Annotated in this window: 20 protein-coding genes; 9 read left to right on the top strand and 11 right to left on the bottom strand. The window is 71.4% G+C overall.

Annotated features, from left to right (window positions below; translation table 11 throughout):
- The first annotated feature begins 189 nt into the window (after nt 1–189).
- Genes tkt through pgl form a run of 6 tightly spaced genes read left to right on the top strand, consistent with a single transcriptional unit; the run spans nt 190 to nt 8,350 of the window.
- Entirely contained in the window at nt 190–2,292 is a 2,103-nt protein-coding gene (tkt, locus tag ACWEF6_RS19890; protein WP_449684304.1) for a transketolase, read from the top strand.
- A gap of 14 nt (nt 2,293–2,306) precedes the next feature.
- Entirely contained in the window at nt 2,307–3,419 is a 1,113-nt protein-coding gene (tal, locus tag ACWEF6_RS19885; RefSeq protein WP_449684303.1) for a transaldolase, read from the top strand.
- An 8-nt stretch (nt 3,420–3,427) separates the two neighbouring features.
- A complete protein-coding gene (locus tag ACWEF6_RS19880; protein WP_449684302.1) occupies nt 3,428–5,050 on the top strand; it encodes a glucose-6-phosphate isomerase in 1,623 nt (540 codons plus the stop codon).
- Nucleotides 5,047–6,570, top strand: coding sequence for a glucose-6-phosphate dehydrogenase (gene zwf / locus ACWEF6_RS19875; RefSeq protein WP_449684301.1), 1,524 nt, complete (start codon nt 5,047–5,049; stop codon nt 6,568–6,570). The genes ACWEF6_RS19880 and zwf overlap by 4 nt, the downstream gene beginning before the upstream one ends.
- Nucleotides 6,567–7,574: a glucose-6-phosphate dehydrogenase assembly protein OpcA gene (opcA, locus tag ACWEF6_RS19870; protein ID WP_449684300.1), complete on the top strand. Its 1,008-nt coding sequence runs from the start codon at nt 6,567–6,569 to the stop codon at nt 7,572–7,574. The genes zwf and opcA overlap by 4 nt, the downstream gene beginning before the upstream one ends.
- The gene (gene pgl / locus ACWEF6_RS19865) at nt 7,571–8,350 is read left to right on the top strand and encodes a 6-phosphogluconolactonase (protein WP_449684299.1); all 780 of its coding nucleotides are present in this window, start codon (nt 7,571–7,573) and stop codon (nt 8,348–8,350) included. Before opcA ends, pgl begins: the two co-directional genes overlap by 4 nt.
- Nucleotides 8,351–8,391: 41 nt before the next feature.
- On the opposite strand, the gene ACWEF6_RS19860 is transcribed toward pgl, so the two are convergent.
- On the bottom strand, nt 8,392–10,701 hold the full coding sequence (locus tag ACWEF6_RS19860) for a tetratricopeptide repeat protein (protein ID WP_449684298.1): 2,310 nt from the start codon (nt 10,699–10,701) through the stop codon (nt 8,392–8,394).
- A gap of 135 nt (nt 10,702–10,836) precedes the next feature.
- On the bottom strand, nt 10,837–11,397 hold the full coding sequence (locus tag ACWEF6_RS19855) for a TetR/AcrR family transcriptional regulator (RefSeq protein WP_449684297.1): 561 nt from the start codon (nt 11,395–11,397) through the stop codon (nt 10,837–10,839).
- A gap of 70 nt (nt 11,398–11,467) precedes the next feature.
- Here ACWEF6_RS19855 and ACWEF6_RS19850 point away from each other — a divergent pair, with 70 nt between their 5' ends.
- Nucleotides 11,468–12,559, top strand: a complete 1,092-nt coding sequence (locus ACWEF6_RS19850; protein WP_449684296.1) for an FAD-dependent oxidoreductase — start codon at nt 11,468–11,470, stop codon at nt 12,557–12,559.
- Nucleotides 12,560–12,849: 290 nt separating this feature from the next.
- A complete protein-coding gene (locus ACWEF6_RS19845; protein ID WP_449684295.1) occupies nt 12,850–14,049 on the top strand; it encodes a sensor histidine kinase in 1,200 nt (399 codons plus the stop codon).
- Nucleotides 14,050–14,405: 356 nt separating this feature from the next.
- On the opposite strand, the gene ACWEF6_RS19840 is transcribed toward ACWEF6_RS19845, so the two are convergent.
- The 6 genes from ACWEF6_RS19840 to ACWEF6_RS19815 all read right to left on the bottom strand — a co-directional run bounded on the left by ACWEF6_RS19840 (nt 14,406) and on the right by ACWEF6_RS19815 (nt 19,828).
- Nucleotides 14,406–14,750, bottom strand: coding sequence for an RNA polymerase-binding protein RbpA (locus tag ACWEF6_RS19840; RefSeq protein WP_043788280.1), 345 nt, complete (start codon nt 14,748–14,750; stop codon nt 14,406–14,408).
- A 107-nt stretch (nt 14,751–14,857) separates the two neighbouring features.
- Nucleotides 14,858–15,088, bottom strand: a complete 231-nt coding sequence (gene secG, locus ACWEF6_RS19835) for a preprotein translocase subunit SecG (RefSeq protein ID WP_003071471.1) — start codon at nt 15,086–15,088, stop codon at nt 14,858–14,860.
- 127 nt (nt 15,089–15,215) lie between these two features.
- Nucleotides 15,216–16,001 carry a triose-phosphate isomerase gene (gene tpiA, locus ACWEF6_RS19830; protein ID WP_449684294.1) on the bottom strand — a complete coding sequence of 262 codons (786 nt, stop codon included), beginning with the start codon at nt 15,999–16,001 and terminating at the stop codon, nt 15,216–15,218.
- Nucleotides 16,001–17,215, bottom strand: coding sequence for a phosphoglycerate kinase (locus ACWEF6_RS19825; protein ID WP_449684293.1), 1,215 nt, complete (start codon nt 17,213–17,215; stop codon nt 16,001–16,003). Before ACWEF6_RS19825 ends, tpiA begins: the two co-directional genes overlap by 1 nt.
- A 5-nt stretch (nt 17,216–17,220) precedes the next feature.
- The gene (gap, locus tag ACWEF6_RS19820) at nt 17,221–18,225 is read right to left on the bottom strand and encodes a type I glyceraldehyde-3-phosphate dehydrogenase (protein WP_091308527.1); all 1,005 of its coding nucleotides are present in this window, start codon (nt 18,223–18,225) and stop codon (nt 17,221–17,223) included.
- A gap of 421 nt (nt 18,226–18,646) precedes the next feature.
- Nucleotides 18,647–19,828: a winged helix DNA-binding domain-containing protein gene (locus tag ACWEF6_RS19815; protein ID WP_449684292.1), complete on the bottom strand. Its 1,182-nt coding sequence runs from the start codon at nt 19,826–19,828 to the stop codon at nt 18,647–18,649.
- Between the two features lie 71 nt (nt 19,829–19,899).
- Between ACWEF6_RS19815 and ACWEF6_RS19810 the strand changes: the two genes are divergently transcribed.
- A complete protein-coding gene (locus ACWEF6_RS19810; protein WP_449684291.1) occupies nt 19,900–20,544 on the top strand; it encodes a LysE family translocator in 645 nt (214 codons plus the stop codon).
- Here ACWEF6_RS19810 and ACWEF6_RS19805 read toward each other — a convergent pair.
- From ACWEF6_RS19805 to ACWEF6_RS19795, 3 genes are read right to left on the bottom strand one after another with little or no spacing between them, the layout of a single operon-like run.
- Nucleotides 20,525–20,848: an ArsR/SmtB family transcription factor gene (locus ACWEF6_RS19805; protein WP_449684290.1), complete on the bottom strand. Its 324-nt coding sequence runs from the start codon at nt 20,846–20,848 to the stop codon at nt 20,525–20,527. The genes ACWEF6_RS19810 and ACWEF6_RS19805 overlap by 20 nt on opposite strands.
- Nucleotides 20,845–21,630 (bottom strand): TIGR03620 family F420-dependent LLM class oxidoreductase, encoded by a 786-nt coding sequence (locus tag ACWEF6_RS19800; RefSeq protein WP_449684289.1) that lies wholly within the window; start codon nt 21,628–21,630, stop codon nt 20,845–20,847. Before ACWEF6_RS19800 ends, ACWEF6_RS19805 begins: the two co-directional genes overlap by 4 nt.
- A 37-nt stretch (nt 21,631–21,667) precedes the next feature.
- Nucleotides 21,668–26,116, bottom strand: a complete 4,449-nt coding sequence (locus tag ACWEF6_RS19795) for a hypothetical protein (protein WP_449684288.1) — start codon at nt 26,114–26,116, stop codon at nt 21,668–21,670.
- Between the last annotated feature and the right edge of the window lie 5 nt (nt 26,117–26,121).

Genomic DNA, 26,121 nt, shown 5'->3' with positions numbered 1-26,121 from the left:
CGTGGGTGATCGCGGGTCCTCGACCGGCCCAAGCACTAGGCTGGCCGCGACGGGCCGCGATTGCCCCTGCGCATGGCCGCGAGCAGGAATATCGTCCCTTCGGGATCGATTGAGATAAGTAGCCGCGCGTACGGGTAACCGGAACGAGGAAGACCAGCCGCAACCATCATGACCGGGAGTTGGAGTTCAGTGTCCGAAACCGCCACTACCAGCGAGAACAACCCACTCCTCCGGCGTAACGTCCCCGCCGACTGGACCGACACCGACACCCGCGCCGTGGACACCGTCCGGGTGCTGGCCGCCGACGCCGTGGAGAACTGTGGCAGCGGCCACCCCGGCACCGCGATGAGCCTCGCGCCGCTCGCCTACACGCTGTTCCAGCGGGCCATGCGGCACGACCCGAACGACCAGCACTGGCCGGGCCGCGACCGGTTCGTCCTGTCGGCCGGCCACTCGAGCCTCACCCTCTACATCCAGCTCTTCCTCGCCGGCTACGGCCTCGAGCTCGAGGACCTCAAGCAGCTGCGCAAGTGGGGCTCCAAGACCCCGGGTCACCCCGAGTACCGCCACACCGACGGCGTCGAGACCACCACCGGCCCGCTGGGCCAGGGCCTGGCCAACGCCGTGGGCATGGCGATGGCGGCCCGCCGCGAGCGCGGCTTGCTCGACCCGGACGCGGCGCCCGGCGAGAGCATCTTCGACCACCACATCTATGTGATCGCCTCCGACGGCGACATCGAAGAGGGCGTCACCTCCGAGGCCTCGTCCATCGCGGGCCGCCAGGAGCTGGGCAACCTGATCGTCTTCTACGACGACAACAAGATCTCGATCGAGGACGACACCAACATCGCGCTGTCCGAGGACACCGTCGCGCGCTACGAGGCCTACGGGTGGCACACCCAGGTCGTCGAGGGCGGCGAGGACGTCGTCGCGATCGAGGAGGCCATCAAGGCCGCCAAGGCCGAGACGCAGCGGCCGTCGTTCATCGCGCTGCGGACCGTCATCGGCTACCCGGCCCCCAAGAAGATGGGCACCGGCAAGGCGCACGGCGCCGCGCTGGGCGGCGAAGAGGTCGCCGCGGTCAAGGAGATCCTCGGCTTCGACCCGGAGCAGTCGTTCCAGGTCGAGGACGACGTGCTCAAGCACACCCGCCAGGCGGCCGAGCGCGGCAAGGCCGCGCACGCCGAGTGGCAGGAGAAGTACGAGGCCTGGGGCCAGGCCAACCCGGAGCGCAAGAAGATCGGCGACCGGATGAAGACCCGCTCGCTGCCCGAGGGCTTCGCCGACAACCTGCCGAAGTGGGAGCCGGACGCCAAGGGCATCGCCACCCGCAAGGCCTCCGGTGAGGTGCTCAACGCCCTCGCCGAGCCGCTGCCGGAGCTGTGGGGCGGGTCGGCCGACCTGGCCGAGAGCAACAACACGACGATGAAGGGCGCCGACTCGTTCGGTCCCGAGAAGGCCGCCACCGACATGTGGCAGGCCAACCCGTACGGCCGGACGCTGCACTTCGGCGTCCGCGAGCACGCCATGGGCTCGATCCTCAACGGGATCGCGCTGCACGGCGGCACCCGCCCGTACGGCGCCACGTTCCTCATCTTCTCCGACTACATGCGCCCGCCGGTCCGGCTGGCCGCGCTGATGAAGGCGCCGGTCACCTACGTGTGGACGCACGACTCGATCGGCCTCGGCGAGGACGGCCCGACGCACCAGCCGATCGAGCAGCTCTCCGCGCTGCGCGCGATCCCGGGCCTCAACGTCGTCCGCCCGGCGGACGCCAACGAAACCGCGTACGCCTGGAAGGCCGTGCTGGAGGACACCGACCACCCGTCCGGCCTGGCGCTGACCCGCCAGAACGTGCCGGTGCTCGAGGGCACCAGCGCCGAGGGCGTGGCCAAGGGCGGGTACGTCCTCGCCGACAGCGACGGCACTCCGGACGTGGTCCTCATCGCCACCGGTTCCGAGGTCCAGCTCGCCGTCGAGGCCAAGAAGACCCTGGACGCCGACGGCGTCAAGGCGCGCGTCGTGTCCATGCCGTGCGTCGAGTGGTTCGACGCGCAGGACGCGGCCTACCGCGAATCCGTCATCCCGGCCGGTGTGAAGGCCCGCGTGTCCGTCGAGGCGGGCATCGCCCAGTCGTGGCACCGCTTCACCGGTGACGCCGGGGTGAACGTTTCGATCGAGCACTTCGGCGCCTCCGCCGATGCCGCCACACTGTTCCGTGAGTTCGGGTTCACCGCGGAAGCAGTCGTCGAGGCCGCCCGCCGCTCGATCCAGAACACCAAGAATTCCTGAAGGGGATGACAGTAATGAGCAACGACAAGCTCGCGGCACTGTCCGAGGCCGGTGTATCGATCTGGCTCGACGACCTCTCCCGTGAACGCCTGAACACCGGCAACCTGGCCGACTTGATCCGCGACAAGCACGTCGTCGGCGTGACGACGAACCCGACGATCTTCGCGAACGCGATGTCGAAGGGCGACGCCTACGACGAGCGCACCCGCGAGCTCGCCGCCCAGGGCGCCGACGTCGAGGCCACCATCCGGGACCTGACCACGACCGACGTGCGCAACGCCGCGGACCTGTTCCGCGACGTCTACACCGCCACGAACGGCGTCGACGGCCGTGTCTCCATCGAGGTCGACCCGCGCCTGGCCAAGGACACCGGCAAGACGGTGGCCGAGGCGAAGGACCTGTGGAAGACCGTCGACCGGCCGAACGTGCTGATCAAGATCCCGGCCACCGAAGAGGGCCTGCCGGCGATCACCGCCACGCTCGCCGAGGGCATCAGCGTCAACGTCACGCTGATCTTCTCCGTCGAGCGCTACAAGAAGGTCATCGAGGCCTTCTTCGCGGGCCTGGAGCAGGCCAAGGCCAACGGCCACGACCTGCGCGGCATCCACTCGGTGGCGTCCTTCTTCGTGTCCCGTGTGGACACCGAGATCGACAAGCGCCTGGAAGCCATCGGCACCGACGAGGCCCTGGCCCTGCGCGGCAAGGCGGCCGTCGCCAACGCGCGGCTCGCCTACGCGGCCTTCGAGGAGCTGTTCGCTTCGGACCGCTGGAAGGCCCTCGCGGCCGATGGCGCCAACGCGCAGCGCCCGCTGTGGGCCTCGACCGGCGTGAAGAACCCGGACTACTCCCCCACGCTCTACGTCGACGACCTGGTCGTCAAGGACACCGTCAACACGATGCCGGAGAAGACCCTCGACGCGGTCGCCGAGCACGCCGACCTGCAGGGTGACCGGGTCACCGGCCACGGCAAGGACGCGCAGAAGGTGTTCGACCAGCTCGAAGCCGTCGGGATCGACATCACCGACGTGTTCCTCGTCCTGGAGAACGAGGGCGTCGAGAAGTTCGAGAAGTCGTGGACCGAGCTTCTGGAGACCGTGAACGGGCAGCTCGAGAAGGCGAAGGGCTGAAGCACGACATGACGACAGGTGAGAAGACCGGCGTCGAGATCGTGGACGCCGCACTGGCGGAGCGGGCCGCGCCGCTGGCCGAGCGGCTGGTCGCCGACCAGGCCGCCTCGAAGCTGGCGGCGCAGGACGCGACGCTCTGGGGGCCGGACGCCGAACCCGAGGCGTCGATCCGGCTGTCGTGGACGACGCTGCACAAGTCGTCGCGGCCGCTGATCGGCGAGATCGAGGCGCTGCGGACCGAGCTGCGGTCCGAAGGCGTCGACCGCGTCGTGCTGGCCGGCATGGGCGGCTCGTCGCTGGCGCCGGAGGTGATCACCGCGACCGACGGCGTCGCGCTGACCGTCCTCGACACGACCGACCCGGGCCAGGTCGCGGACGCCCTCGCGGGCGACCTCGAGCGCACGGTGATCGTGGTGTCGTCGAAGTCGGGCGGCACCGTCGAGACCGACAGCCACCGGCGGATCTTCGCGAAAGCGTTCGCCGACGCGGGGATCGACGCCGCGCGGCGGATCGTGGTCGTCACCGACCCGGGCTCGCCGTTCCAGGCACTGTCCGAAAAGGAGGGTTACCGCAAGACCTTCCTGGCCGACCCGCACGTCGGCGGCCGCTACTCGGCGCTGACCGCGTTCGGGCTCGTCCCGGCCGGCCTGGCCGGCGCGGACGTCGCCCGGCTGCTCGACCAGGCCGCTTCGGTGGCCGAGGAGCTGGCCGCGGACTCGGCGGACAACCCGGCGGTCAAGCTGGCCGCCGCGTGGGCCGCCGCGCACGAGGCCGGCGCCGAGAAGGTCGTCCTCGCGGACACGGGCTCGGGCATCAAGGGCTTCCCCGACTGGGCGGAGCAGCTGATCGCCGAGTCCACCGGCAAGCAGGGCACCGGCCTGCTGCCGGTCGCGGTCGAGGGCGCGGAGGCGGCCGGTTTCGCCGACGCGAAGTCCGACGCCACGGCCACCGCGGTCGGCAGCCCGCAGGGCGCGGCGAAGATCGCCGTCACCGGCTCGCTGGGCGCGCAGTTCCTGCTCTGGGAGTTCGCCACGGCGCTCGCCGGCCGGCTGCTCGGGATCAACCCGTTCGACCAGCCCGACGTCGAAGCCGCGAAGAAGGCGGCCCGCGCGCTGCTGGACGACCCGGAGAAGCTGAAGGGCGGCGAGGAGCCGTCCAACGTGGACGGTCCGGTCGAGATCTTCGGTTCTTCCGGCGTGGCCACGGACGGCAGCCTGACCGACGTGCTGCGCGCGTTCTTCGCTTCGGCGCCGGACGCGGGCTACATCGCGGTGCAGGCCTACCTCGACCGGCTCGACGACGCCTCGACCGAGCTGCTGCGCGGCGAGATCGCCAAGCGCACCGGGAAGCAGACGACGTTCGGCTGGGGCCCGCGGTTCCTGCACTCGACCGGCCAGTACCACAAGGGCGGGCACCAGAACGGCGTCTTCCTGCAGCTCACCGGCGCCGTCGAGCAGGACCTCGACGTGCCGGACCGGCCGTACACGCTGGGGCAGCTGCAGCACGCCCAGGCCCTCGGCGACGGGCAGGTGCTCGCCGAGCACGGCCGCCCGGTGCTGCGCCTGCACCTGACCGACCGGGCCGCGGGCCTCGCGGCCGTCGTCCGCGCGGTACAGGAGGTCACCGCATGACCTGGACCAACCCCCTTCGCGATCCGCGGGACAAGCGGCTCCCGCGCATCGCCGGGCCGTCCAGCCTGGTGATCTTCGGCGTCACCGGCGACCTGGCCCGCAAGAAGCTGATGCCCGCCATCTACGACCTGGCCAACCGCGGGCTGCTGCCCGCCGGCTTCTCGCTCGTCGGGTTCGCCCGCCGCGACTGGGAGCACCAGGACTTCGGCGAGCTCGTGCACGACTCGGTCAAGGAGCACGCGCGGACGCCGTTCAAGGAGTCGGTGTGGAACCGGCTCGCCGAAGGCATCCGGTTCGTGCAGGGCACCTTCGACGACGACGACGCGTTCGACCGGCTCGCGAAGACGGTCCGCGACCTCGACGAGGAACGCGGCACCGGCGGCAACACCGCGTTCTACCTGTCGATCCCGCCCGGCGCGTTCCCGGTGGTGACCAAGCAGCTGGCCCGCTCCGGGCTGGCGAACGCCGACGACAAGACCTGGCGGCGCGTGGTCATCGAGAAGCCGTTCGGGCACGACCTGAAGAGCGCCGAAGAGCTCAACGCGATCGTCAACGACGTCTTCCCCGAGGAGTCGGTGTTCCGCATCGACCACTACCTCGGCAAGGAGACGGTGCAGAACATCCTGGCGCTGCGCTTCGCCAACCAGCTGTTCGAGCCGATCTGGAACGCCAACTACGTCGACCACGTGCAGATCACCATGGCCGAGGACATCGGCCTCGGCGGCCGCGCGGGGTACTACGACGGCATCGGCGCCGCCCGGGACGTCATTCAGAACCACCTGCTGCAGCTGCTGGCCTTCACCGCGATGGAGGAGCCGCTGTCGTTCGAGCCGCGGGCCCTGCGCGCGGAGAAGATCAAGGTGCTCTCGGGCGTGACGCCGGTCGGCCCGCTGAGCAAGACGAGCGCGCGCGGCCAGTACGCGGGCGGCTGGCAGGGCGGCAAGAAGGTGCCCGGCCTGCTGCAGGAAGAGGGCTTCGCGAAGGACTCGAAGACCGAGACCTACGCCGCGGTGACCCTCGAGGTGCAGAACCGCCGCTGGGCCGGGGTGCCGTTCTACCTGCGCACCGGCAAGCGGCTCGGCCGGCGCGTCACCGAGATCGCCGTCGTGTTCAAGCGGGCGCCGCACCTGCCGTTCGACTCGACGTCGACCGAGGAGCTGGGGCAGAACGCCCTGGTCATCCGGGTCCAGCCGGACGAGGGCATCACGCTGCGGTTCGGCTCGAAGGTGCCAGGGACCACGATGGAGGTCCGCGACGTCACGATGGACTTCGGCTACGGGCACGCGTTCACCGAGTCCTCCCCCGAGGCCTACGAGCGCCTGATCCTGGACGTCCTGCTGGGCGAGCCGTCGCTGTTCCCGGTGAACGAAGAGGTCGAGCTCTCCTGGAAGATCCTCGACCCGATCCTGGAGCACTGGGCGAAGGAAGGCGCGCCCGAGCAGTACGCGCCGGGCACGTGGGGTCCGCCGTCCGCCGACGAAATGCTGGAGCGCACCGGCCGGAAATGGAGGCGCCCGTGATCATCGACCTGCCGTCCACCACGACTTCGGCACTCAACAAGAAGCTGGTGGAGATCCGCGAACAGGGCGGGCAGGTCGCGCTCGGGCGCGTCCTGACGCTGGTGATCGTGGCCGACGACGACGCCAGGCTCGAAGAGGCCATCGAGGCGGCCAACGGCGCGAGCCGCGAGCACCCGTCGCGGGTGATCGTGGTGGCCAAGGGCGCCCGCACGGCGGCCCCGCGCATCGACGGCCAGATCCGGGTCGGCGGCGACGCCGGCGCGAGCGAGGTCATCGTGCTGCGCCTGTACGGCCCGCTGGCCGCGCAGGGGCAGAGCGCGGTGGTGCCGCTGCTGCTGCCGGACGCGCCGATCGTGTGCTGGTGGCCCGGGGCCGGTCCGAAGGACCCGGACAAGGACCCGCTCGGCGAGCTGGCCCAGCGCCGGATCACCGACTCGGCCGCGGAGAAGAACCCGGTCAAGGCGCTGACCACGCGGGCGAAGGCGTACACCGAGGGCGACACCGACCTGGCCTGGACGCGCCTGACGCACTGGCGCGCCCAGCTCGTGTCGGCGCTGGACCTGCCGCCGTACGAGAAGATCACCGGCGCGACGGTGACCGGCGAGGCCGACTCGCCGTCGACCGAGCTGCTGGCGGCCTGGCTGGCCGAGTACCTGAAGGTGCCGGTCAAGCGGGTCAAGAGCTCGGGCGCGGCCGGCATCATTTCGGTGACGCTCGACCGCAAGTCGGGCCCGGTCGAGCTGCACCGCCCGGACGGCCGCGTCGGCACGCTGACCCAGCCGGGCCAGCCGACCCGCCGCATCGCCCTGCAGCGGCGCAGCACGCAGGACTGCCTGATCGAGGAGCTCCGCCGGCTCGACCCGGACGAGGTCTACGAGGCGGCCCTGCACGGCCTGGGCAAGATCACCTCGGGCACGAACGGCAAGACGGGCGCCCCGGCCAAGGCGGACGTGACGTCCCCGGCCGCGGCGGCGGGTTCGGCCGCTTCGGGTGCCACGAAATGAGCAAGACGGAAGTCGTCGTCTACGCGAACCAGGACATCCTGGCCGCCGCGGCGGCCGCCCGGCTGGTGACGCGGCTGGTGGACGTCCAGGCGGCCAAGGGATCGGCATCCCTGGTGCTGACCGGCGGCGGCACGGGGATCGCGGTGCTGTCGGAGCTGCAGGCCTCGTCGGCACGGGACGCGATCGACTGGTCCCGGCTGGACATCTACTGGGGCGACGAGCGGTTCGTCCCGGCGGATTCGGACGAGCGGAACGAGAAGCAGGCGCGCGAAGCGTTGCTGGACCACGTCCCGCTGGACCCGAAGCGGGTGCACGCGATAGCCCCGTCGGACGGCGAGTTCGGTTCCGACGTGGACGCGGCGGCTGCGGCTTACGCTTCGGTGCTGGCATCGCACGCGGGACCGGAGGACCACGGCGACGTGCCGTCGTTCGACATCATGCTGCTGGGCCTCGGCGGCGAGGGCCACACGGCCTCGGTGTTCCCGGAGTCCCCGGCGGTGTACGAGACCGAGCGTTCGGTGGTGGCGGTCCGCAACTGCCCCAAGCCGCCACCGACGCGCGTGTCATTGACACTGCCGGCGATCCGGCGGGCCCGCGACGTGTGGCTGATGACGGCCGGATCGGCGAAGGCGGACGCGGTGGCGTTGGCGTTGGCCGGTGCGGGTGAGGTCCAGCTGCCGGTGGCCGGGGCGCGCGGGCACCGCAGGACGCTGTGGCTGCTGGACCGCGCTGCGGCGGGGAAGCTGACGAAGGTCTATCAGCCGCCTACGGCGTGAGCTTGTTCCGGGTGGAGGCCTCCTGCTTCGGCAGGGGGCCTTCATTCGTTCGCGCGTTTTCGCCAGTACGCGAGGTTCGATTCGGTGTTCGCGATGCTCGGGTGATCGGCTTCGAGCACTCGCCTTCGGTCGGTCAGGAGCTCCTCATAAGCGGCAACCGCTCCGGCCGGGTCACCGGCTCGCCCCCGCCACGAGGCGAGGTGGGCGCGGGCGATGAAAGTCTCCGGGGCATCGGGGCCCAGGAGCCCGATCCAGTCGGCGACGATTTCCTCGTAGGCGGCCAAAGCTCCAGCCGCATCGCCGTCTTCACCACGGTAGCGGGCGAGGTTGGATCGAGTCGTCAGGGTCAGCCGGTGATCAGGACCGAGCACCTGGAGCTGGTCGGGCAGCATTTGTTCGAGAGCGGTGATCGCCCCCTTCAGATCGCCGGCTTCTCCGCGCCAGACCGCGAGGTTGTGGCGGTCGGTGAGCGTGTCCAGGTCATCAGGACCAAGCACCCGGAGGCGATCGGCGACGACTTGTTCGTAGGCGGCGATAGCTCCGGCCGGATCACCGGCATCCCCACGATATCGGGCGAGGTTGGACCGGGTCGTGAGAACGTTCGGGTGGTCGGGACCGAAGACCCGGATCCGGTCGGCGAGAAGGTCTTCGAGGGCGGTGATCGCTCCCGCGGGGTCGCCTGCTTGGCCGGCCCAGTAAGCGATGTTGTGGCGGCAGCTCAAGGTATCGGTGTGATCGGGGCCGAGTGCCTCGACGGTGACTTCGTACAGGCGGCGGAAGTAATCGGCTGCTTGGCCGACGAGGCCGCTGACTCCGAGGCTGTCGCCGGCTCGGAACAGCGACGGGTGCAGTCCGGAGGACAAGATGCGCTCCCCGGCCAGCGCGACGAGGGTTTCGACATTGGCCCGCAGTACCTGCCCGAGAACGCGATCCCGTTCGATTTCGGGCCATGCTTCCAGCAGCGCATCCGCGGCACTGCGCGCCAGAGCGGGCATGCCGGCCTCCGGGATCTGGTCGCGCACCGCGCGTTGCACCAACGCGTGCACGCGGACCGAGCGCACGTCCGCCGTGGGATCGAACGTGATCAGGCTGAGCCGGTGCAGGCAGGCCAGACCGTCGCGGGCTTGCTCCGGCGTCGCGTCCAGCAGTTCGGCGACCGCGTCCGTGGTGAACACCGAGAGCGGGATGCCGTTCGGATCGAGCAGGGAAGCGATTTCCAGCAGCGGACCGGCCAGCCCGACCGGATCGAGGCTGTCGGCCAGTTCGATCGACATGGACCACGTCGTCGCCACCGTCTGCTGGTGACTGCGCAGTGACCGCCTTCGGTCGGCGAACCTGGCCAGGTACTCGCGGCACGTCAGCACCCGATCGAGCGCGTAGGCCGTGGCCTGGCCGAGAGCCAGTGGCAGGTAGCCCAGCTCGGCGGCGAGTTCGTCGGCGCCGTCCAAGGCTTCGGGGCGATCCGCGAAGGACGCTGTCAGATACGCGTGCGCCTCCTCCGGAGTGAAGACGTCCACGTCGATGATCCGGCGGTGCCGTCCCCTCAGCGCGGCGTCGCGGCGGCGGGTCGTGACCAGCACCTGGCCGTTCTGGGGCGGCCAGAGGTCCTCGATGTGCCGAGGGTCCTGGAGGTCGTCGAGAACGACCAACCACGGCGCCGTCGTCGCGCGCAGCCACTCCAGGAGCTGGCGGGCGCCTTCTTCGGGGTTGTCGACGGCCACGCCCGTCACCGCCTCGGCGACCTTCGCGTACGTCGAGACGATCGCTTCGCGCGAGCCCGCCGTCACCCACACGAGGAGCTCGACGTGCCGGTCCGCCCACAACGTCTCCGCGTAGTTGACCGCCAGCTGCGTCTTGCCGACGCCGCCGAGCCCGGACAGGACCTTCGTCGGCTCCGACGTCAGGACCACCGCGTCGCCGTCCGCGACCGCCTCGTGCACGAGCCGCATCGCCGCGCGGCTCTGGAACGCGGGCGCCGCCGGCGGCATGAGGCCGGCCTGGTACGGCAGCTCGACTGCCTGCCGGGAGGGCAGGACGTACGTGTTGTTGACGTCCCGCCCGGCTTGCTGGACGCGACCGTTCCCGGACGCGGTGGCGTCCTGGCTCAGCGAGGCGGGTTGATGTCCCGGCCCGCCTGCTGGATCGTCGCGTTGTCCGAGGCCGTCGCGTGCTGAGTGACCCCCGGGCTCGCCGGGGGTGCGCCGGAAGACTGCAGCCAGACGCTCACCCCAGCGCTGATCACCGTCAGAACCGCCACCGCCGCCCATGCCCACCAAGCGTCCTTCACGTCGGTGGCGATGTTGATCGCCACGCCCAGGCCCGATGTCACCACTGCTGCGGCCGCGGCCCACGCCCAGGTTTTCCCACTCACAGTGACTGGGTACGCCAGACGCGGGTCCGGCGTTGCACAAGACACGCCACCATCACCCGGACAGAGCAAGGCGCAGCCGATTCGGCGGTCCACGCCCGGGTGGGCGGAGCGGGCCTCACTCCGTGCGCCAGCCGCGCTGCAGGCTGGCGAAGATCTGCTCCGCCGCCCAGCTGGGGTGCTCGTGCGCCTGGATCAGCTCGCGGGACGCCAGCGCGAACCGGGCCAGGGCCGCCCATGTGACGTCGTCCTCGGGGGCGCCCATCTCCTGCGCGATCGCGCGGGCCAGCGCCGTCTCGTGGCGCATCCACATTCGCCGGGCGTAGTCGCGCAGGGCCGGCTCGTTCTCGATCAACCGGAGGAACTCGCCGCTCGGGGCGCTCTCGGTCAGCCGCAGGATGTGCTTGCGCAGCGCGTCCACGATCGAGTGACCCGGCGGCCGTCCGTGGACCGCCAGGACCAGCGCCGCCTCGATGTCCTCGTCCTGGTCGAACACCAGGGCTTCCTTGCTGGGGAAGTACTTGAACAACGTCGTCACCGAGACGTCCGCGGCGTCCGCGACCTCCTTCACGCCGACCTTCTCGTACCCGCGCTCGAGGAACAGCGCGAGCGCGGCGTCGGCGAGGGCCTTGCGGGTCTGCGCCTTCTTGCGCTCGCGGCGTCCGATCACTTCGGTCATGCGGCAAAGTCTAACTCACTTCAAAAGTTTACTCGTTGCACTTTTTGAGTGACTCTGCTTTCGTAGTGACATGACTTTTCCTCGCATCGCGATCGCCGGCGCCGGCCTGGGCGGGCTCGCCTGCGCCCGTGTCCTGCAGCTCCACGGCCTCGACGTCATCGTCTTCGAACAGGAACCCGCCGCCGGCGCGCGGCCACAGGGCGGGACGCTCGACATGCACGCCGACACCGGCCAGGTCGCCCTCCGCACCGCACAGCTGGACGAACCGTTTCGTACATTGGCCCGGCCCGAGGGTCAGCAGATGCGCGGCGTCGACCCGCACACCGGCGAGGTCGTCATGGACGAGACCCCCGACGGCGACAACCGGCCCGAGATCGACCGGGGCCAGCTCCGCGACCTCCTGCTGGACTCCCTCTCCCCCGGCACCGTCCGCTGGGGACGACCGGTCGCCGACGTCACCGGGGCCGCCCGGCTGACGTTCGCCGACGGCACGTCCGAGCAGTTCGACCTGGTCGTCGGCGCGGACGGCGCCTGGTCCCGCGTCCGGCGTGCCCTCACCGGCGTCCGGCCGGAGTACAGCGGCGTCACGTTCGTCGAGTTCGGCTTCGACGACGCCGACCGCCGCCACCCTTCCCTGGCCGCGCGGACTGGCCAGGGAACGATGATGACGAAGGCCGGCGGCAAGGCGCTCGTCGCGCAGCGCAACAGCAACGGCCACATCCGCTGCTACGCCGTCTTCTACGCGCCCGAGGACTGGGCCGCCGGCCTCGACTTCGCCGCCACGGACGCGGTGCGCGACCACCTGCTCGAGCGGTACGCCGGCTGGCACCCGGACCTGCTCGCCTACCTGCGGGACCACGACGGCAGGTTCACGCACCGGCCGCTGCACGTCCTGCCGGTCCCCCACGCCTGGACGACCACGCCCGGCCTCACCCTGCTCGGCGACGCCGCGCACCTGATGCCGCCGCTCGGCGTCGGCGCGAACCTCGCCCTGCTGGATGGCACCGAGCTGGCGACCGCGCTGGCCACGTCGCCGAGCGTCGGAGACGCCGTCCGCGCGTACGAGGCCGGCATGCTGCCGCGGTCGATCGAGACGGCGAAGGCCTGCGCGTCCGGCCTGCACGACCTGCTCAGCGACGACCTGAGGTCCATGGCCGCCTGAGAACTACCGCCGAGCGACCACACGTGGGTAACATGATTCCCACGATGTGGTCGCCTTGGCACACACTGGGAGACAGAACTCCCACACTCGGTAGCACCCATCGCCCGCTATCCCCCGGACGGCCCAGCGGATTACGGAATCCGGACGCCGGAACGCCGACCGCGGGTGAAACTAACCGTCTCCGTACGCGACCTCGTTAGCATCCGCACATTTGTCTGCCGCTGCGCGTCCCGATCGGGCCCTGCGCGCCTCTCACCAACAAGTCCACAAGACGAATGGGGTCGCCAGCGATGAGTACAGAGGGACTCTCGATTCCAGGCATCTCGATCGCCGGCTCGGGGCCGTCGGCCGCCGAGCGGGTGCGCAAGCGCGGGCTGAGCCTGTTCGGCTCGGTGCCCCGCCCCGCTGTGGTCACGTTCGCCATCGAGGCGGCGGCCGTCATCCTGGCCGTGCTCGACGTCTGGCTGGTGATCCCCGAGAAGGCCCAGCCCTATTCGATCTGGCTCTCCGGCGCCGCGTGCCTCGCGGTGGTGTTCCGCCGGAAGTTCCCGTTCCTCGCCGTGCTCGTCGCGGTCCCCGGCTTTCTGGCCGGCTGGGCGCAGCTGGCGTCGATGATCACGCTCGGCATGCTCGCCACCCGCCGTCAGCTGCACTGGCAGGTCTGGGTCGGCGCGGCGCTGGTGTGGACGTGCCGGTTCGTGCAGTGGCCGCTGGAGGACTTCGCCGAGCTGAGCTGGCGCGAGCACATCCTCGACGGCATCTACGGCGTCCTGGTCGCCGGCATGCCGATCGCGATCGGCCTGCTGATCGGCGCCCGCACCGAGGTCTCGAACAAGCTCGCCGAGCTGGCCACGAGCCGCGACCGCGAGCGCCGCTTCCACGCGGACGCCGTCCGCGCCGAGGAGCGCGCCCGGCTGGCCCGCGAGATGCACGACGTCGTCTCCCACCAGATCACGCTGATCGCCATGCAGGCCGGCGCGCTGCAGGCCCAGACCACCGACGACCGCGCCCAGGAGACGGCGCAGGTCATCCGCACGCTGTCCAAGCGGACGCTGGAGGAGCTGCGGTCGCTGGTCAGCGTGCTGCGGGCGGGCTCGGACGACGACGGCCCGCGGCCGGGCATCAACGAGCTCGACCGGCTGATCCGGACGTCCGACGTCCCGGTGCACCTGACGGTGGAGCACCTGCCGGAGGCGCTGCCCAACCAGGTCTCGGCGGCGGCGTACCGGACGGTGCAGGAGTGCTTGACGAACGTCCACAAACACGCCCCGGGCGCCACGGCGACGATCCGCATCCAGGGTGAGCACGGTGCGCTCAAGATCGAGGTCCGCAACGAGCGCGCGAACCGCCCGGCGGAGGGCCTCCCCTCGGGCGGCCACGGCCTGACGGGCCTGGCCGAGCGAGCCCGCTTGCTCGGCGGAAGCTTCGAGACGTCTGGAACTGAGGACGGCGGCTTCCGAGTGCGGGCGCGGTATCCGCTGGACCGCTGACCTCCGGCCCCCGGTATCCAGCTTACCGGCGGGCACCGACACTTTCGGACGGCCGGCAGCCACGAGCGGCGGGTTTCGGACGGAAAGCGACCGGAACCCACCGTTCCCAAGGTCGGCGGCCCAGGAATTGTCGGTGCCCGCCAGTAGCGTGGAAATCGGGGGCTGCTCAGGCAGGCGCGCTGCCCACCTGGCACATGCGATGCCTCGCCAAGCACGCGCAATGCCCCGCTAGGCACACGCTATGCCTCGCCAGTCACGCGTGATGCCCCTTCGAGCACCGGGCGGGGCTGGTTGAGCGCGCAAAAAGCCACCTCGAGGGGGTCCGCTTCCCTCGGGGTGGCTTCCAGCAAGAACCGCTAGAGGATTTCCCGGCGCTTGCGCAGGCGGTCGAGCGCCTCCGCCAGGATGGCCTCGCCGTCGGCGTCGCTGCGCCGCTCCTTCACGTACGCGAGGTGGGTCTTGTACGGCTCGGTCCGCGGCGCGGCCGGCGGGTTCTTCTCGTCCTGCCCACCGGGGAGCCCGCAGCGGGGGCAGTCCCACTCGTCCGGGATTTCCGCGTCGAGCGCGAACGACGGCCGGGCCTCGTGCCCGTTGGCACACCAGTAGGAGATGCGGCGGCGCGGCGCCGACTCTCCCCGTTCCGATTCGCCCGTAGGACCGGCACCCACCCGGGTGCCCCGAATCGCGTTACCGCCAACCATGAATCCTCACACCTAGGAATCGGCGGCGCGCCCCCCAATAGGCACGCCGAATCGCTGCGCCCCGCCACCTCGACCCGGTCGCGGCCGGCGGCGGAACGCCGGACGCCTCACACCTTGAGCAGCAGACCCAGGCCCACGATGCTGATCAGCCAGACCGCGCCCAACAGCAGGGTGATCCGGTCGAGGTTCTTCTCGGCCACGCTCGACCCGGCCAGGCTCGACTGCATCCCACCGCCGAACAGCGACGACAGGCCACCGCCCCGGCCACGGTGCAGCAGCACGGCGACCACCAGCAGGACGCTGGAGACGATCAACAGGATTTGCAGGAACAGCTTCATGTCATCCTCTGGGCTCTAGGAGAATGCAGGGGTACGGCATGGTCGTTTCCGACCACCACCGTACCCCTGGACTCGTCCACTGCTGTGTGACGGACCGGATACACAGGCTACCCGGTCGTGGCCTCGATCAGGGCAGCGGCCCGCCCGCGGCGAGTGCGCAGAGTTTCGTGAACTCCTCACCGTCGAGGCTCGCTCCGCCGACCAGGGCACCGTCGATGTTCTCGCAGGCCACCAGCTCGCCGATATTGCCCGATTTGACCGATCCCCCGTAGAGCACCCGGACGGACGAAGCGACCTCGTCGCCGTACTTCTCCTGGAGGGTCGCCCGGATCGCCTTGCAGACCTCTTCGGCGTCCGACGACGACGCGACCTTGCCGGTGCCGATCGCCCAGACCGGCTCGTACGCGACCACCACGTCTTTGACCTGCTCGGCCTTCAGGCCCTTCAGGCCTTCGATCAGCTGCGTCGTGGTGTGGTGGATGTGCTCGCCGGCCTCGCGGACCTCGAGCTTCTCCCCGATGCAGAGGATCGGCGTGATGCCGTGCTTGAGCGCGGCCTTGACCTTCTTGTTGACCAGCTCGTCGGACTCGGCGTGGTATTCGCGCCGCTCCGAGTGGCCGACCGTGACGAACTTGCAGCCCAGCTTGGCCAGCATCGGGCCCGAAATGTCGCCGGTGTAGGCGCCCGAATCCTGCGGTGCGACGTCCTGCGCGCCGTAGGTCAGCGACAGCTTGTCGCCGTCGACCAGGGTCTGCACGCTGCGGATGTCGGTGAACGGCGGCAGCACCGCCACGTCGACCTTCGCGTAGTACTTCTCCGGCAGCGCGAAGGCGATCTTCTGCACCAGCGCGATCGCCTCGAGGTGGTTCTGGTTCATCTTCCAGTTGCCGGCGATGAACGGCTTGCGTGCCACTAGTTCTTCTCCTCCAGGGCGACCACGCCCGGCAGTTCCTTGCCTTCGAGGTACTCCAGGGAGGCGCCGCCGCCGGTGGAGATGTGCGAGAAGCCGTCCTCGGGCAGGCCCAGCTGCCGCACCGCGGCCGCCGAGTCGCCGCCGCCGACCACGGTGAACGCGTCGCTCTTCACCAGCGCCTCCGCGACGGCACGCGTGCCGCCCGAGAACGCCTCGAACTCGAACACGCCCATCGGGCCGTTCCAGAACACGGTCTTGGCGTCGGCCAGCTTGCTCGCGAACAGCTCGCGGCTGCGCGGGCCGATGTCGAGGCCCTGGCGGTCGGCCGGGATGGCCGTCGAGTCGACGACCTCGTGCTCCGCGTCGGCGGCGAACTCGGTCGCGGCCAGCACGTCGACCGGCAGCACCAGCTCGACGCCGCGTTTCTCGGCTTCGGCGAGGAAGCCCGACACCTGCTCCAGCTGGTCTTCCTGCAACAGCGACTGGCCGACCTCGTGGCCCTGGGCCTTGAGGAACGTGTACGCCATGCCGCCGCCGATGAGCAGCCTGTCGACCTTCGTCAGCAGGTTCGCGATGACGCCGAGCTTGTCGGACACCTTCGCGCCGCCGAGCACGACCACGTACGGGCCCTGCAGGTCGTCGGTCAGCTTCTTCAGCACGTCCAGCTCGGCCAGCACCAGGCCGCCCGCGTACGCCGGCAGCACCGACGCGACCTCGTAGACCGAGGCCTGCTTGCGGTGGACGACGCCGAAGCCGTCGGAGACGAACGCGCCGCCCGGGACGAGCGCGCCCAGCTCGGCGGCCAGCTCGGAGCGGTCCACGGCGTCCTTGCTGGTCTCGCGCGCGTCGAAACGCACGTTCTCCAGCAGGACGACGCCGCCATCGGCCAGGCCGCCGGTCAGCGCCTTCGCGGACTCGCCGACCAGGTCACCGGCCAGCGCGACCTCGGCGCCGAGCAGCTCCGACAGCCGCTTCGCGACGGGCGCGAGCGTGTACTTCGGGTCCGGCTCGCCCTTCGGACGGCCGAGGTGCGCGGTGACGACGACCTTCGCGCCCGCGTCGGCGAGCTTCTTGATCGTCGGCAACGCGGCACGGACCCGGCCGTCGTCGGTGATGCGATCCCCGTCGAGCGGGACGTTCAGGTCGCTGCGCACCAGCACGTAGCGGCCCTGAACGCCCTCGCCCAGCAGGTCGTCGAGGTTCTTGACGCTCATCTGCTTCAGGACAGCTTCGAACCGACGAGCTTGACCAGGTCGGCGAGGCGGTTGGAGTAGCCCCACTCGTTGTCGTACCAGCCGACGACCTTGACCTGGTTGCCGATGACCTTGGTCAGCGGCGCGTCGTAGATGCAGGACGCCGGGTCGGTGACGATGTCCGCCGAGACGATCGGGTCGTCCGAGTAGCGCAGGATGCCGGCCAGCGGGCCCTCGGCGGCGGCCTTGTAGGCGGCGTTGATCTCCTCGACGGTGGCGGCCTTGGACAGCGTCACGGTGAGGTCGGTGGCCGAGCCGGTCGGGACCGGGACGCGCAGCGCGTAGCCGTCCAGCTTGCCCTGCAGCTCCGGCAGGACCAGGCCGATGGCCTTCGCGGCACCGGTCGAGGTCGGGACGACGCTCAGGGCGGCGGCGCGGGCGCGGCGCAGGTCCTTGTGCGGGGCGTCCTGCAGGTTCTGGTCCTGGGTGTACGCGTGGACCGTGGTCATCAGGCCCTGCTCGATGCCGAAGGCGTCGTTGAGGACCTTGGCCAGCGGGCCGAGGCAGTTGGTGGTGCAGGACGCGTTCGAGATGATGACCTGCGAGCCGTCGTACTTGTCGTCGTTGACGCCGAGCACGATGGTCAGGTCCTCACCCTTGGCGGGCGCGGAGATGATGACCTTCTTGGCCCCGCCGGCGATGTGCGCCTTGGCGGCGTCGGCGTTGGTGAAGAAGCCGGTCGACTCGAGGACGACGTCGACGTTCAGCTCGCCCCAGGGCAGGTTGGCCGGGTCGCGCTCCGCGAGGGCCTTGATGGTCTTGCCGTCGACGACGATGCCCTCGTCGCTGACGCTGACCTCACCCGGGAACCGGCCCAGGATGGAGTCGTACTTCAGCAGGTGGGCCATGGTGGCGACGTCGCCGAGGTCGTTGAAGGCGACGACCTCGATGTCCTGGCCGCTGGCCTGCACGGCGCGGAAGAAGTTGCGGCCGATGCGGCCGAAGCCGTTGACACCTACGCGAACGGTCACTGCTGCCACTCCTCTGAGGATCGGCCGGCACTCCGGCCGTGACTTGCGGGCTCGCGGCCACCCTAGCGTGCGGGCATGCGCGTCCCTGACTGCCCTGACGAGACTTCCACCACTTGGCGAACGGGTCAAGAATCGATTAAGAAGCGGCGGCGCCACGCCGGGTGATCCGAGGGTGGACCACGACGGACCAGTGAAGGCGCGGGGTCCGGGCGCCGGGACCGGTTCCGGCTGATCGCGCCGGGTGCATGGTGACCGGCAAGCGGGTTCGCCGCGGGCCGAATTTCGACACTTGAACGATCCAGCCGACAGGGGGCCTCCGAAGGGTGTGGCGGCGGCTCGCGAGGCGGCACGTGAGGTCGATGACTCGACCGATCCAGCGACGGGGCCGCCCCGCCGGGTGACCACCCCGCCGACGCGCCCCTCATGCCGTCAGCTCCCGCTCCAGCGGCGTACGGAACCGCGGCACCGTGCGCGCCTCGCCGAACCACTTCGCGCACTTCTCCGCCTCCACCTCGACCGCCGCCCGGGCTTCCTCGCCCACGTCCTCCAGCAGCCGGAACGCCACCTCGCCCGAGGCGCGCTGGGCCCAGCCGCCGACCACCTTCCCGGAAGCCCACACCGTCGGGCCGATGTTGCCGCTGCGGTCGAACAGGGCCGCGCGGTGCGGGCCGAGGAACCAGTCGCGGTCCTGCCAGCCCATCGGGGTCGGGTCGAGCGCCGGCAGGAACGCCACCCACGGCGGTGGCGGTGGCACCGGCTCGAGGTCGTCCGCCAGGGCCACCCCCGGTACGCCGTCGAGGTCGACCTCCGCCGGGGACAACGCCGCCAGCGCCTTCTTCGTCTGCCCCGCCGTCCAGCCCGACCACCACCTCAGGTCGGACACCGGGGCCGGGCCGTACGCGCGCAGCCAGCGCCGGGCCAGCTCGGCCCGGGCCTCGTCCGGCTCCCGCAGCGACCAGCCTCCCGGCACCCACTCATCCAGGGGGTGCCAGACGTACTGGCTGCTCAGCCAGCTGCCGCGGGGACGGCCGCGCGCGATCCGGCCGCCCGCCGCCAGGAGGAACAGCACCCGGCTCGTCACGTTGCCGATCGCTTCGTACGGCTTGCCCGCCGCCATCAGCAGCTGCTGGCGCAGCCTCGGCTCGTCCTCGCTCAGCTGCTGCGCCGTCGCCGAGCCGCGGGCCCGCAGCGCCGCCTCGACCGAGGCCTCGACCTCCTTCAGCCACGCGCCCGGCTCCGGCACGTTCTCCGGGTGCCCCTGCTGCCCGAGGTGCTGTTCGAGCAGCTTCCGCTGCTTCACGACGATGTCCGCCGAGCAGCCCGCCTGCACGAGCGCCGCCGTGTCCAGGTCCGTGACGAACACCGTGCGGCGCATGCCCAGCAGCCGCAGCAGCGAACGCTCTTCGTAGAGCGCCCGCTCCACGGCGGACACCGCCGGCGCGGCGAGCCGGGCGGACGCGGACAGGTGGACGGTCGCCGGGTCGGTGGCGTGCAGTGCGACGACCCCGGCGACGGCGTCCGCCACCGAGGCCGCGGGCGCGGCCAGGTGGTGCCGGACGGCGAGGCGGGCCCGGCGCTGGTCGGTGCTGATCTTCGGAGGCACCCGCTGTTCCTACCACCCGGCACCGACAAAACTGCCTGGTCGTGCCGGTGACCAGGCGATAGCCTCGGGAAATGGTCTCCGGTACGCACTTCGCGGCCTTCGCCGCGCTGACGTTCCTCATGGTAGTGGTCCCCGGCCCGAGTGTGCTGTTCACGATCAGCCGCGCGCTCACCGTCGGGCGGCGCGACGCGCTCCTTACCGTCGCAGGCAACTCCGTGGGCGTCTACACGCAGGTCGTCGCGGTCGCGTTCGGCCTCGGCGCGCTGGTGACGACGTCCGCGGCGGTGTTCACCGCGATCAAGATCGCCGGCGCGATCTACCTGGTGTACCTGGGAATCCAGGCCGTGCGCCACCGCCGGAAGCTGACCGACGCAATGGCCGCGAAGGTGCGCGCCACCCCGGGCCGCGTGCTGACCGTGCTGCGCGACGGCTTCGTCGTCGGCTTCGCGAACCCGAAGTCGATCGTGTTCCTGGCGGCGCTGCTGCCGCAGTTCGTCGACCCCGCCGCCGGTTCGGTGCCGGCCCAGATGCTCGTCCTCGGCCTGTGCCTGCCCGCGATCGCGCTGGCCACCGACAGCGCGTGGGCGCTGGTCGCCGGCACCGCCCGCGCGTGGTTCGCCCGCTCGCCGAAGCGCCTGGAACTGGTCGGCGGCACCGGCGGCCTCGTCATGATCGGCCTGGGCACCACGCTGGCCTTCACCGGCCGGGGTGACTGAGCACCAGGTCGAGCAGCCCCGGGAAGGCGGCGTCGAATTCGGGGCGCCGCAAGCGGTTCAGCCGGCGCGGGCCTTCGTCGCGCTGTTCGATCAGGCCCGCCGCGCGCAGTACCCCGAAGTGGTGGCTGAGCGTCGCCTTCGCCACCGGCAGGTCGAAAGTGCCGCACGCCTTCGTCCACTCGGGCACGGCCGCCAGCTCGCGCAGGATGCTGCGGCGCACCGGATCGGCGACGGCGGCGAGCGCGTCGTGCAGCGAGACCTCCGCCGGGAGCACGTGCGTGAGCCCGCGGGCCCGTGCGGTCACCGGACCGCCTCCACCAGGCCCGGCCACCACTCCCGCGGCAGGCCGTCGAGCGGGACGACCACCTGGTCGGCACCCGCGGCCCGGTACTCCCGCAGCCGCGCGGCCACCGCCTCGAAGCTGCCTGACACGGTGAGGCCGTCGACCAGCCGGTCCGACAGGTCCGCGATGTCCGCGCCGGTGAAGCCCATCCGCCGGAAGTTGGCCGCGTAGCCCGGCATCCCGGCCAGGAACCCCAGTGAACCGCCGCGCACGAGCTCGCGCACCCGGGCCGCGTCGGTCTCCGCCACCACGTTCAGCAGCACCGCCAGCTGCCGGTCCGCGCCCAGGATTTCCCGCGCCGAAGCGACGTAGTCCGTCGTCACCAGGTACGGGTACGCGCCCGAAGCGCGATCCCGCGCCAGCTCCAGCATCCGCGGCCCGAGCGCGGACAGGATCCGCGCGGACGGCGGCACGACGTCCTCGATCTCGTCGAGGTAGTCGCCGAGCGTGGCCAGGGGACGCGCGCCGTGCGCCCCGCCCAGGCCGACCACGAACCGGCCCGCGGGCAGCTCGGCGTAGGCCGCGCTCACCTCGCTCGAGGGCACCCGGTCCACCGACAGGATCCCGCTCGCCACCTGGATCCGCGACGTCCCGCGGACCACCTCGGCGATCCGCGGGAGGTTGTTGCCCTGCCCGCCGGCCAGCCAGAGCGTGTCGAAGCCCAGTTCTTCGAGCTCGACCGCGACGGCGGTGCCGGTGTCCAGTGCGGTGTGGGTGGCCCCCAGCGGCCCCAGTGTCGTCATGCGCCCGGCAACCACGGGACCCGGGACGTTGTTCCCGTCAGGCCGGTTGTTCGTCCTCAGCGGAATCGGGTTCCCGCGTGAACATCCGGGTCGCCGACAGCCGCGCGACGCCGTCGGGCTCGCCCAGGTCCTCCAGGGAGTTGCGGATCGTCGAGTCCACCGACAGGTACTTCCGGCCCGCGCGCAGGTCGGCGTCGTTGCGCAGCCGCACGATCAGCGGGAACTCCGACAGCGCGCCCGCGTCGAACAGGCCCGTCGTGTAGATCAGCTGCACGCCGAGCGCCTCGGCCACCGCCCGCTGCAGTTCCAGGAGGTACCCGGCCGAGGCGCGGCCGATCGGGTTGTCCAGGAACAGCACGCCGGAGTGCCGGTTGCGGACCTTGCCGCGGTTGTTCGCCCGCAGCGCCGCCAGGGTGCAGTACAGGATGATCGCCGCGGTCAGCTGCTGGCCGCCGGAGAACACGTCCCGGATCTCCGAGACGCGCTGGCGTTCGGTCCGCAGCACCGAGTCCGGCTTGAGCATGTCGACGCGGAACCCCTTGGGCGCCGCGGCCCGGACGCCCCGCAGCACCAGGGAAAGCCCGTCGCGCTTGACGTCCCGGCCGTCCGCCGTCTTGCCGACGGCAGCCTCGTCGACGACCTCGCCGAGCTTCTCGGTGAGCGCGTTGTCCTCCAGCTCGGTGAAGCGGATGCGGAGGAACTCCTGCCCGGACCAGTCGCCGAGGCCGTCCGGCAGCCGGGAGACGCGCTGCGCCGAACGCAACGTCCGGAGCGCGCCGTCGACCATGCCCTGCAGGCGGGTGATGATGCCGCCGCGGTGCCGGTCGATCTGCGCGAGGTCGTCGGTGAGCGACCGCAGCCGCGGCCGCAGCGCCTCGGCCCACTCGGCGGCGTGCGCCGGCAGCTGGTCGCGCTTGACCGAGATGACCTGCTGCCGCACCGGGGTGCTCAGCTTCTCGAACCGCTTTTCCGTCGCGTACTGCGCGAGCTGGTCCGCGGCCGCGCGCACCCGCCGGTCACCGGCGTCGGCGGCTTCCTGGGCCTGGTTGAAGGTCGCGTTCAGCCGCGCGTGCTGGGCGCGCGCGGTGTCGACGTCGCCGTCGTAGGCGGCCGCGTCCGTGTCGCTCACCAGGTGGCCCATCGACTCGGCGAGCAGCGAGAAGCCGGACGCCGAGTTCTTCGCCGACTCCAGGGTGGCTTCGGCCGCCGCCCGGCGGTCCTGCAGCTCTTCCCACTTCCGCGCGGCCGCCGACGCCTCCAGCCCGGCCGCGTCGATCAGTTCCAGGCCGTGCTCGATGTCCCGCGGCTTCTCGCCGTTGACGCCGTTCTGCAGCGGCAGCGCGTCCAGTTCGGCGCGCCGGGTCGAGACGAGCCCGATCGCTTCGGTGCGCTCGTCTTCGAGGCCGTCGACGACCCGGCGGGCGCGGGCCAGCGCGGCCGCCCGGGCCGACGCGTCGGAGCCGTCGGGCGTCTCCAGGAGCTCGCCCGCACGCACGCGGACGGCCTCGTCCATGGCCTCCACGGCCGAGCCGGCCGCGGCTTCGGCGGATTCGGCCTGCTCCAGTTCGCTCCGCAGGTCGCTGCCGACCTCGACCTTCGCGTACGCCTCCGACGCCGAAGCGAACGTCCGCCGCAGCGCGTCCACCGGTTCGGACGGCGCCGGGCCGTCCGCCGCGTCGGCCGCCCCGGGCACTTCGGCCAGCTCGGCGCGCGCGGTGGTCGCGGTCCGGCGGTGGCCGTCCGCGGTGCGCTGCTCCTCCCCCGCCTGCTCGCGCAGCCGGGCCGCCTTGCCCGCCGCGTCGGACGCCTGGAGGTCGGCGCGCTCGGCAATCTCGGCCGCCCGCTCGGCTTCTTCGGTCCACTCGGCGATCCGGGCGCTGCGGACCCCCAGTTCGCCGAGCCGCCGGGCCTTCTCCTCGGCTTCGGCGGCGGCCGCCCGCAGCTCGGGGACGCGCTCGCGCAGCGACGCGGCCTTTTCGCTCAACCGCGCGAAGTCCGCGTCCGCCTGCTCCAGCGCGGTGCGGGCGGTCTCCCGCGCGGTCCGCGCCGCCTGGGCCTGCTCGGCGAGGGTGGCGACGGCGCCGGGCGGGTAGTCCTCGCGCCACGTCGTGAGCTTCCACGTCAGGGCGCCGTCCGCGGACAGCTTGGCGGACAACGCTTCGAGCCGCCGCTGCCGCTCGGTGTGCCGCCGCGCGACGGCTTCCCGTTCGGCGTCGGCGGCTTCTTCGTCGTACATCGCGGGGTTCGGTGGTACGAGGAACTCGACACCGGGCGCGGACGGCACCTCGGCCTGCAGCGCTTCGGTCGTGCCGACGGCGATGATCGCGCTCGGCAGCAGCCGCCGCTTCGTCAGCACCTCACGGGCGCGATCGGCGTGCGCGGCGTCGTTCAGCAGGACGCCGGACACCAGCTGCGGCAGGCTTTCCAGGACTTCGGCGCGCCGGGAAGCGTCCAGTTTGGACAGATAGCGCCAGCCGGACCACGCGGTGATCCCGGCCTCTTCCAGGGCGTCCAGCGCGGCCTGGACGTCCTCCGGCGGCGGCAGCAGCCCGCCGGACCCGAGGGCGGCCAGGGCCCGCTCGTCGGCGGACTCCTCCATCCGCAGCCCGGTCTGCTCCTTCTCGACGGCCGCGCTCGCCTCGCGCAGCCGTTCCAGCAGCACCGGAAGGTCGCTTTCCAGGGTGACGTCGTCGGCGCCGAGCAGCTCGACCAGGCGGCTTTCGGCGGCGAGGGCGTCGGTCCGGCGGTGCGCGCGGTCGAGGTCCTCGGTGGCGCGTTCCAGACGGTCCTGGGTGGTGCCGGCGAGCTGGTGGGCCTCGTTCACGGCCCGTTGCGCCGCCTGGAGGTCCGTGCCGACGCGGTCGAGTTCCTGTTCCCGCCGGGCCAGCTCGGCCGAAGCGGACTCGGCCGCGGCACGAGCAGCGCGCGAAGCTTCGGCGACGTCGGCACCCGAGGGCAGCAACCCGGCACGGACCGCCGCTTGGACCTCTTCGCGCAGTTCGGTGATCCGCGTGGTCAGCCCGCGCGCCTCGGCCCGGCGGGCGGCCGCGAGGTTCGCGGCTTCATCGCGCTCGGTCTGCGCCTTCTCGGCTTCGGCACGCAACGCGCCCGCGTGCGCTTCGGCCTTGTCGGCCTGCCGCTGGGCGTCCTGCGCCAGCGCGTGCAACCCGCGTGCCAGCGCCGAAGCGGCGTCGTTGCGCGCCTTCAGCGCCGGACGCGCCTTCTCCTCCCGGCTGCCGACGAGTTCGCGCAGGTCCTTCGCCTTGCGTCCCGCGTTCAGCGAGTTGAGCACGGTCGCCGTCTCGCGCCAGGCTTCCGCTTCGGTTTTCGCCGCGGCGAGCTCGGCGTCGACGCGCTTGCGGGCCTCCTGGGCCTCGTCCAGCCGCAGCACCGCGACGAGCCGGCGCAGCTCGGTGACCGCCGCGGCGAGCCGCCGGTGGTCGCCCTCGGCGAGCTTTTCCGCGGACTTGACCTCGGTGACGTGGTCCTCGAGGCCGGACAGCCGCGCGTTCTCCAGCTCGTTGCGGGCGACGACCCGCCCGGCCAGCGAAGCCATGTCGGCCTTCGCTGCTTCGGCGATCTTCCGCGACTCCGCGGCGACACCTTCTTCGGCGGCCAGCGGGCCCAGGAGGTCGAGCGCGCCCGCCACGAAGTCGCGCTCGGACAGCAGATCCCCGCGCTGGGCCAGGTTGTGGGCGTAGGTCGCGACGACTTCGGCGAGGTCCTTCGGCTCTTCTTCGGAGATGACCGCGCGCAGCAGGAACTCGACGAAGGCGTCGTCGGTGCCGAACGCGAACGCGTCCGCCGCTTCACCTTCGCCCGCGTTCATCGCGCGCTGGTAGCGGAACAGCTCGGTGTCGAGGCCCAGGCCGTCGAGGCGGCCGGTCCACTCGTGGTGGCGGCGGGTCCAGGACAGCTCCAGCTCCGGTTCGGCCAGCTGGGCCGCGGTGAGCTTGTCGTGGAAGCCGGACATGGTGAGCAGCCGGCCGTCCTGGGTCATCGGCAGGGAATCGAGCCCCAGCGCGGCGGTCGGGCGGAAGCAGTACCAGGAGTCGACGAGGTTCTCGGAGTCGGCGGACACGACGTGCCCGCGCCACTCCGACACCTTCCCGGTGATGATCCGGTGGCCGCTCTCGACGTGCAGCCACTCCAGGACGACGTGCGAGACGTCCTTGGCGGCGACGAACTTCTCCAGGACCTTGGTGCTGGTGGTGCCCACGACCTGGCGGCGGCCGGGCAGCATCACCGAGAAGATCAGCTTGATGAGGACGGACTTGCCGCCGCCGTTCTCGAGGAACAGCACGCTGGCCGGCGACGGGCGGTGCAGCTCGGCCGGGCCGGTCGCGTGGATGCCCGCGCTGAACAGCGCGTCCTGCTTCGGCGCGGTGATCTTGGCGCCGACGCCGCTGAAGTCGAGCACGACGTCCTGGTAGCGGGCACCCGCCGGGCCGACCGAGTGCAGGCGGACCCGCGAAAGCTCGTACATCGATT

The organism is Amycolatopsis sp. NPDC004772 (genome assembly GCF_053601215.1).
Note: the sequence above shows the minus strand (reverse complement) of the source record. Positions and strands in the feature narration are given on the sequence as shown.

Bases quoted from the DNA above. Each gene is read 5' to 3' on its own strand.
- pgl (WP_449684299.1), top strand. From the start codon at position 7,571: ATGAGCAAGACGGAAGTCGTCGTCTACGCGAACCAGGACATCCTGGCC.
- ACWEF6_RS19800 (WP_449684289.1), bottom strand. From the start codon at position 21,630: ATGACGACACTGGGGCCGCTGGGGGCCACCCACACCGCACTGGACACC.
- ACWEF6_RS19855 (WP_449684297.1), bottom strand. From the start codon at position 11,397: ATGACCGAAGTGATCGGACGCCGCGAGCGCAAGAAGGCGCAGACCCGC.
- secG (WP_003071471.1), bottom strand. From the start codon at position 15,088: ATGAAGCTGTTCCTGCAAATCCTGTTGATCGTCTCCAGCGTCCTGCTG.
- zwf (WP_449684301.1), top strand. From the start codon at position 5,047: ATGACCTGGACCAACCCCCTTCGCGATCCGCGGGACAAGCGGCTCCCG.
- ACWEF6_RS19825 (WP_449684293.1), bottom strand. From the start codon at position 17,215: ATGAGCGTCAAGAACCTCGACGACCTGCTGGGCGAGGGCGTTCAGGGC.
- ACWEF6_RS19795 (WP_449684288.1), bottom strand. From the start codon at position 26,116: ATGTACGAGCTTTCGCGGGTCCGCCTGCACTCGGTCGGCCCGGCGGGT.
- tal (WP_449684303.1), top strand. From the start codon at position 2,307: ATGAGCAACGACAAGCTCGCGGCACTGTCCGAGGCCGGTGTATCGATC.
- ACWEF6_RS19850 (WP_449684296.1), top strand. From the start codon at position 11,468: ATGACTTTTCCTCGCATCGCGATCGCCGGCGCCGGCCTGGGCGGGCTC.
- ACWEF6_RS19840 (WP_043788280.1), bottom strand. From the start codon at position 14,750: ATGGTTGGCGGTAACGCGATTCGGGGCACCCGGGTGGGTGCCGGTCCT.
- ACWEF6_RS19845 (WP_449684295.1), top strand. From the start codon at position 12,850: ATGAGTACAGAGGGACTCTCGATTCCAGGCATCTCGATCGCCGGCTCG.
- ACWEF6_RS19880 (WP_449684302.1), top strand. From the start codon at position 3,428: ATGACGACAGGTGAGAAGACCGGCGTCGAGATCGTGGACGCCGCACTG.
- ACWEF6_RS19810 (WP_449684291.1), top strand. From the start codon at position 19,900: ATGGTCTCCGGTACGCACTTCGCGGCCTTCGCCGCGCTGACGTTCCTC.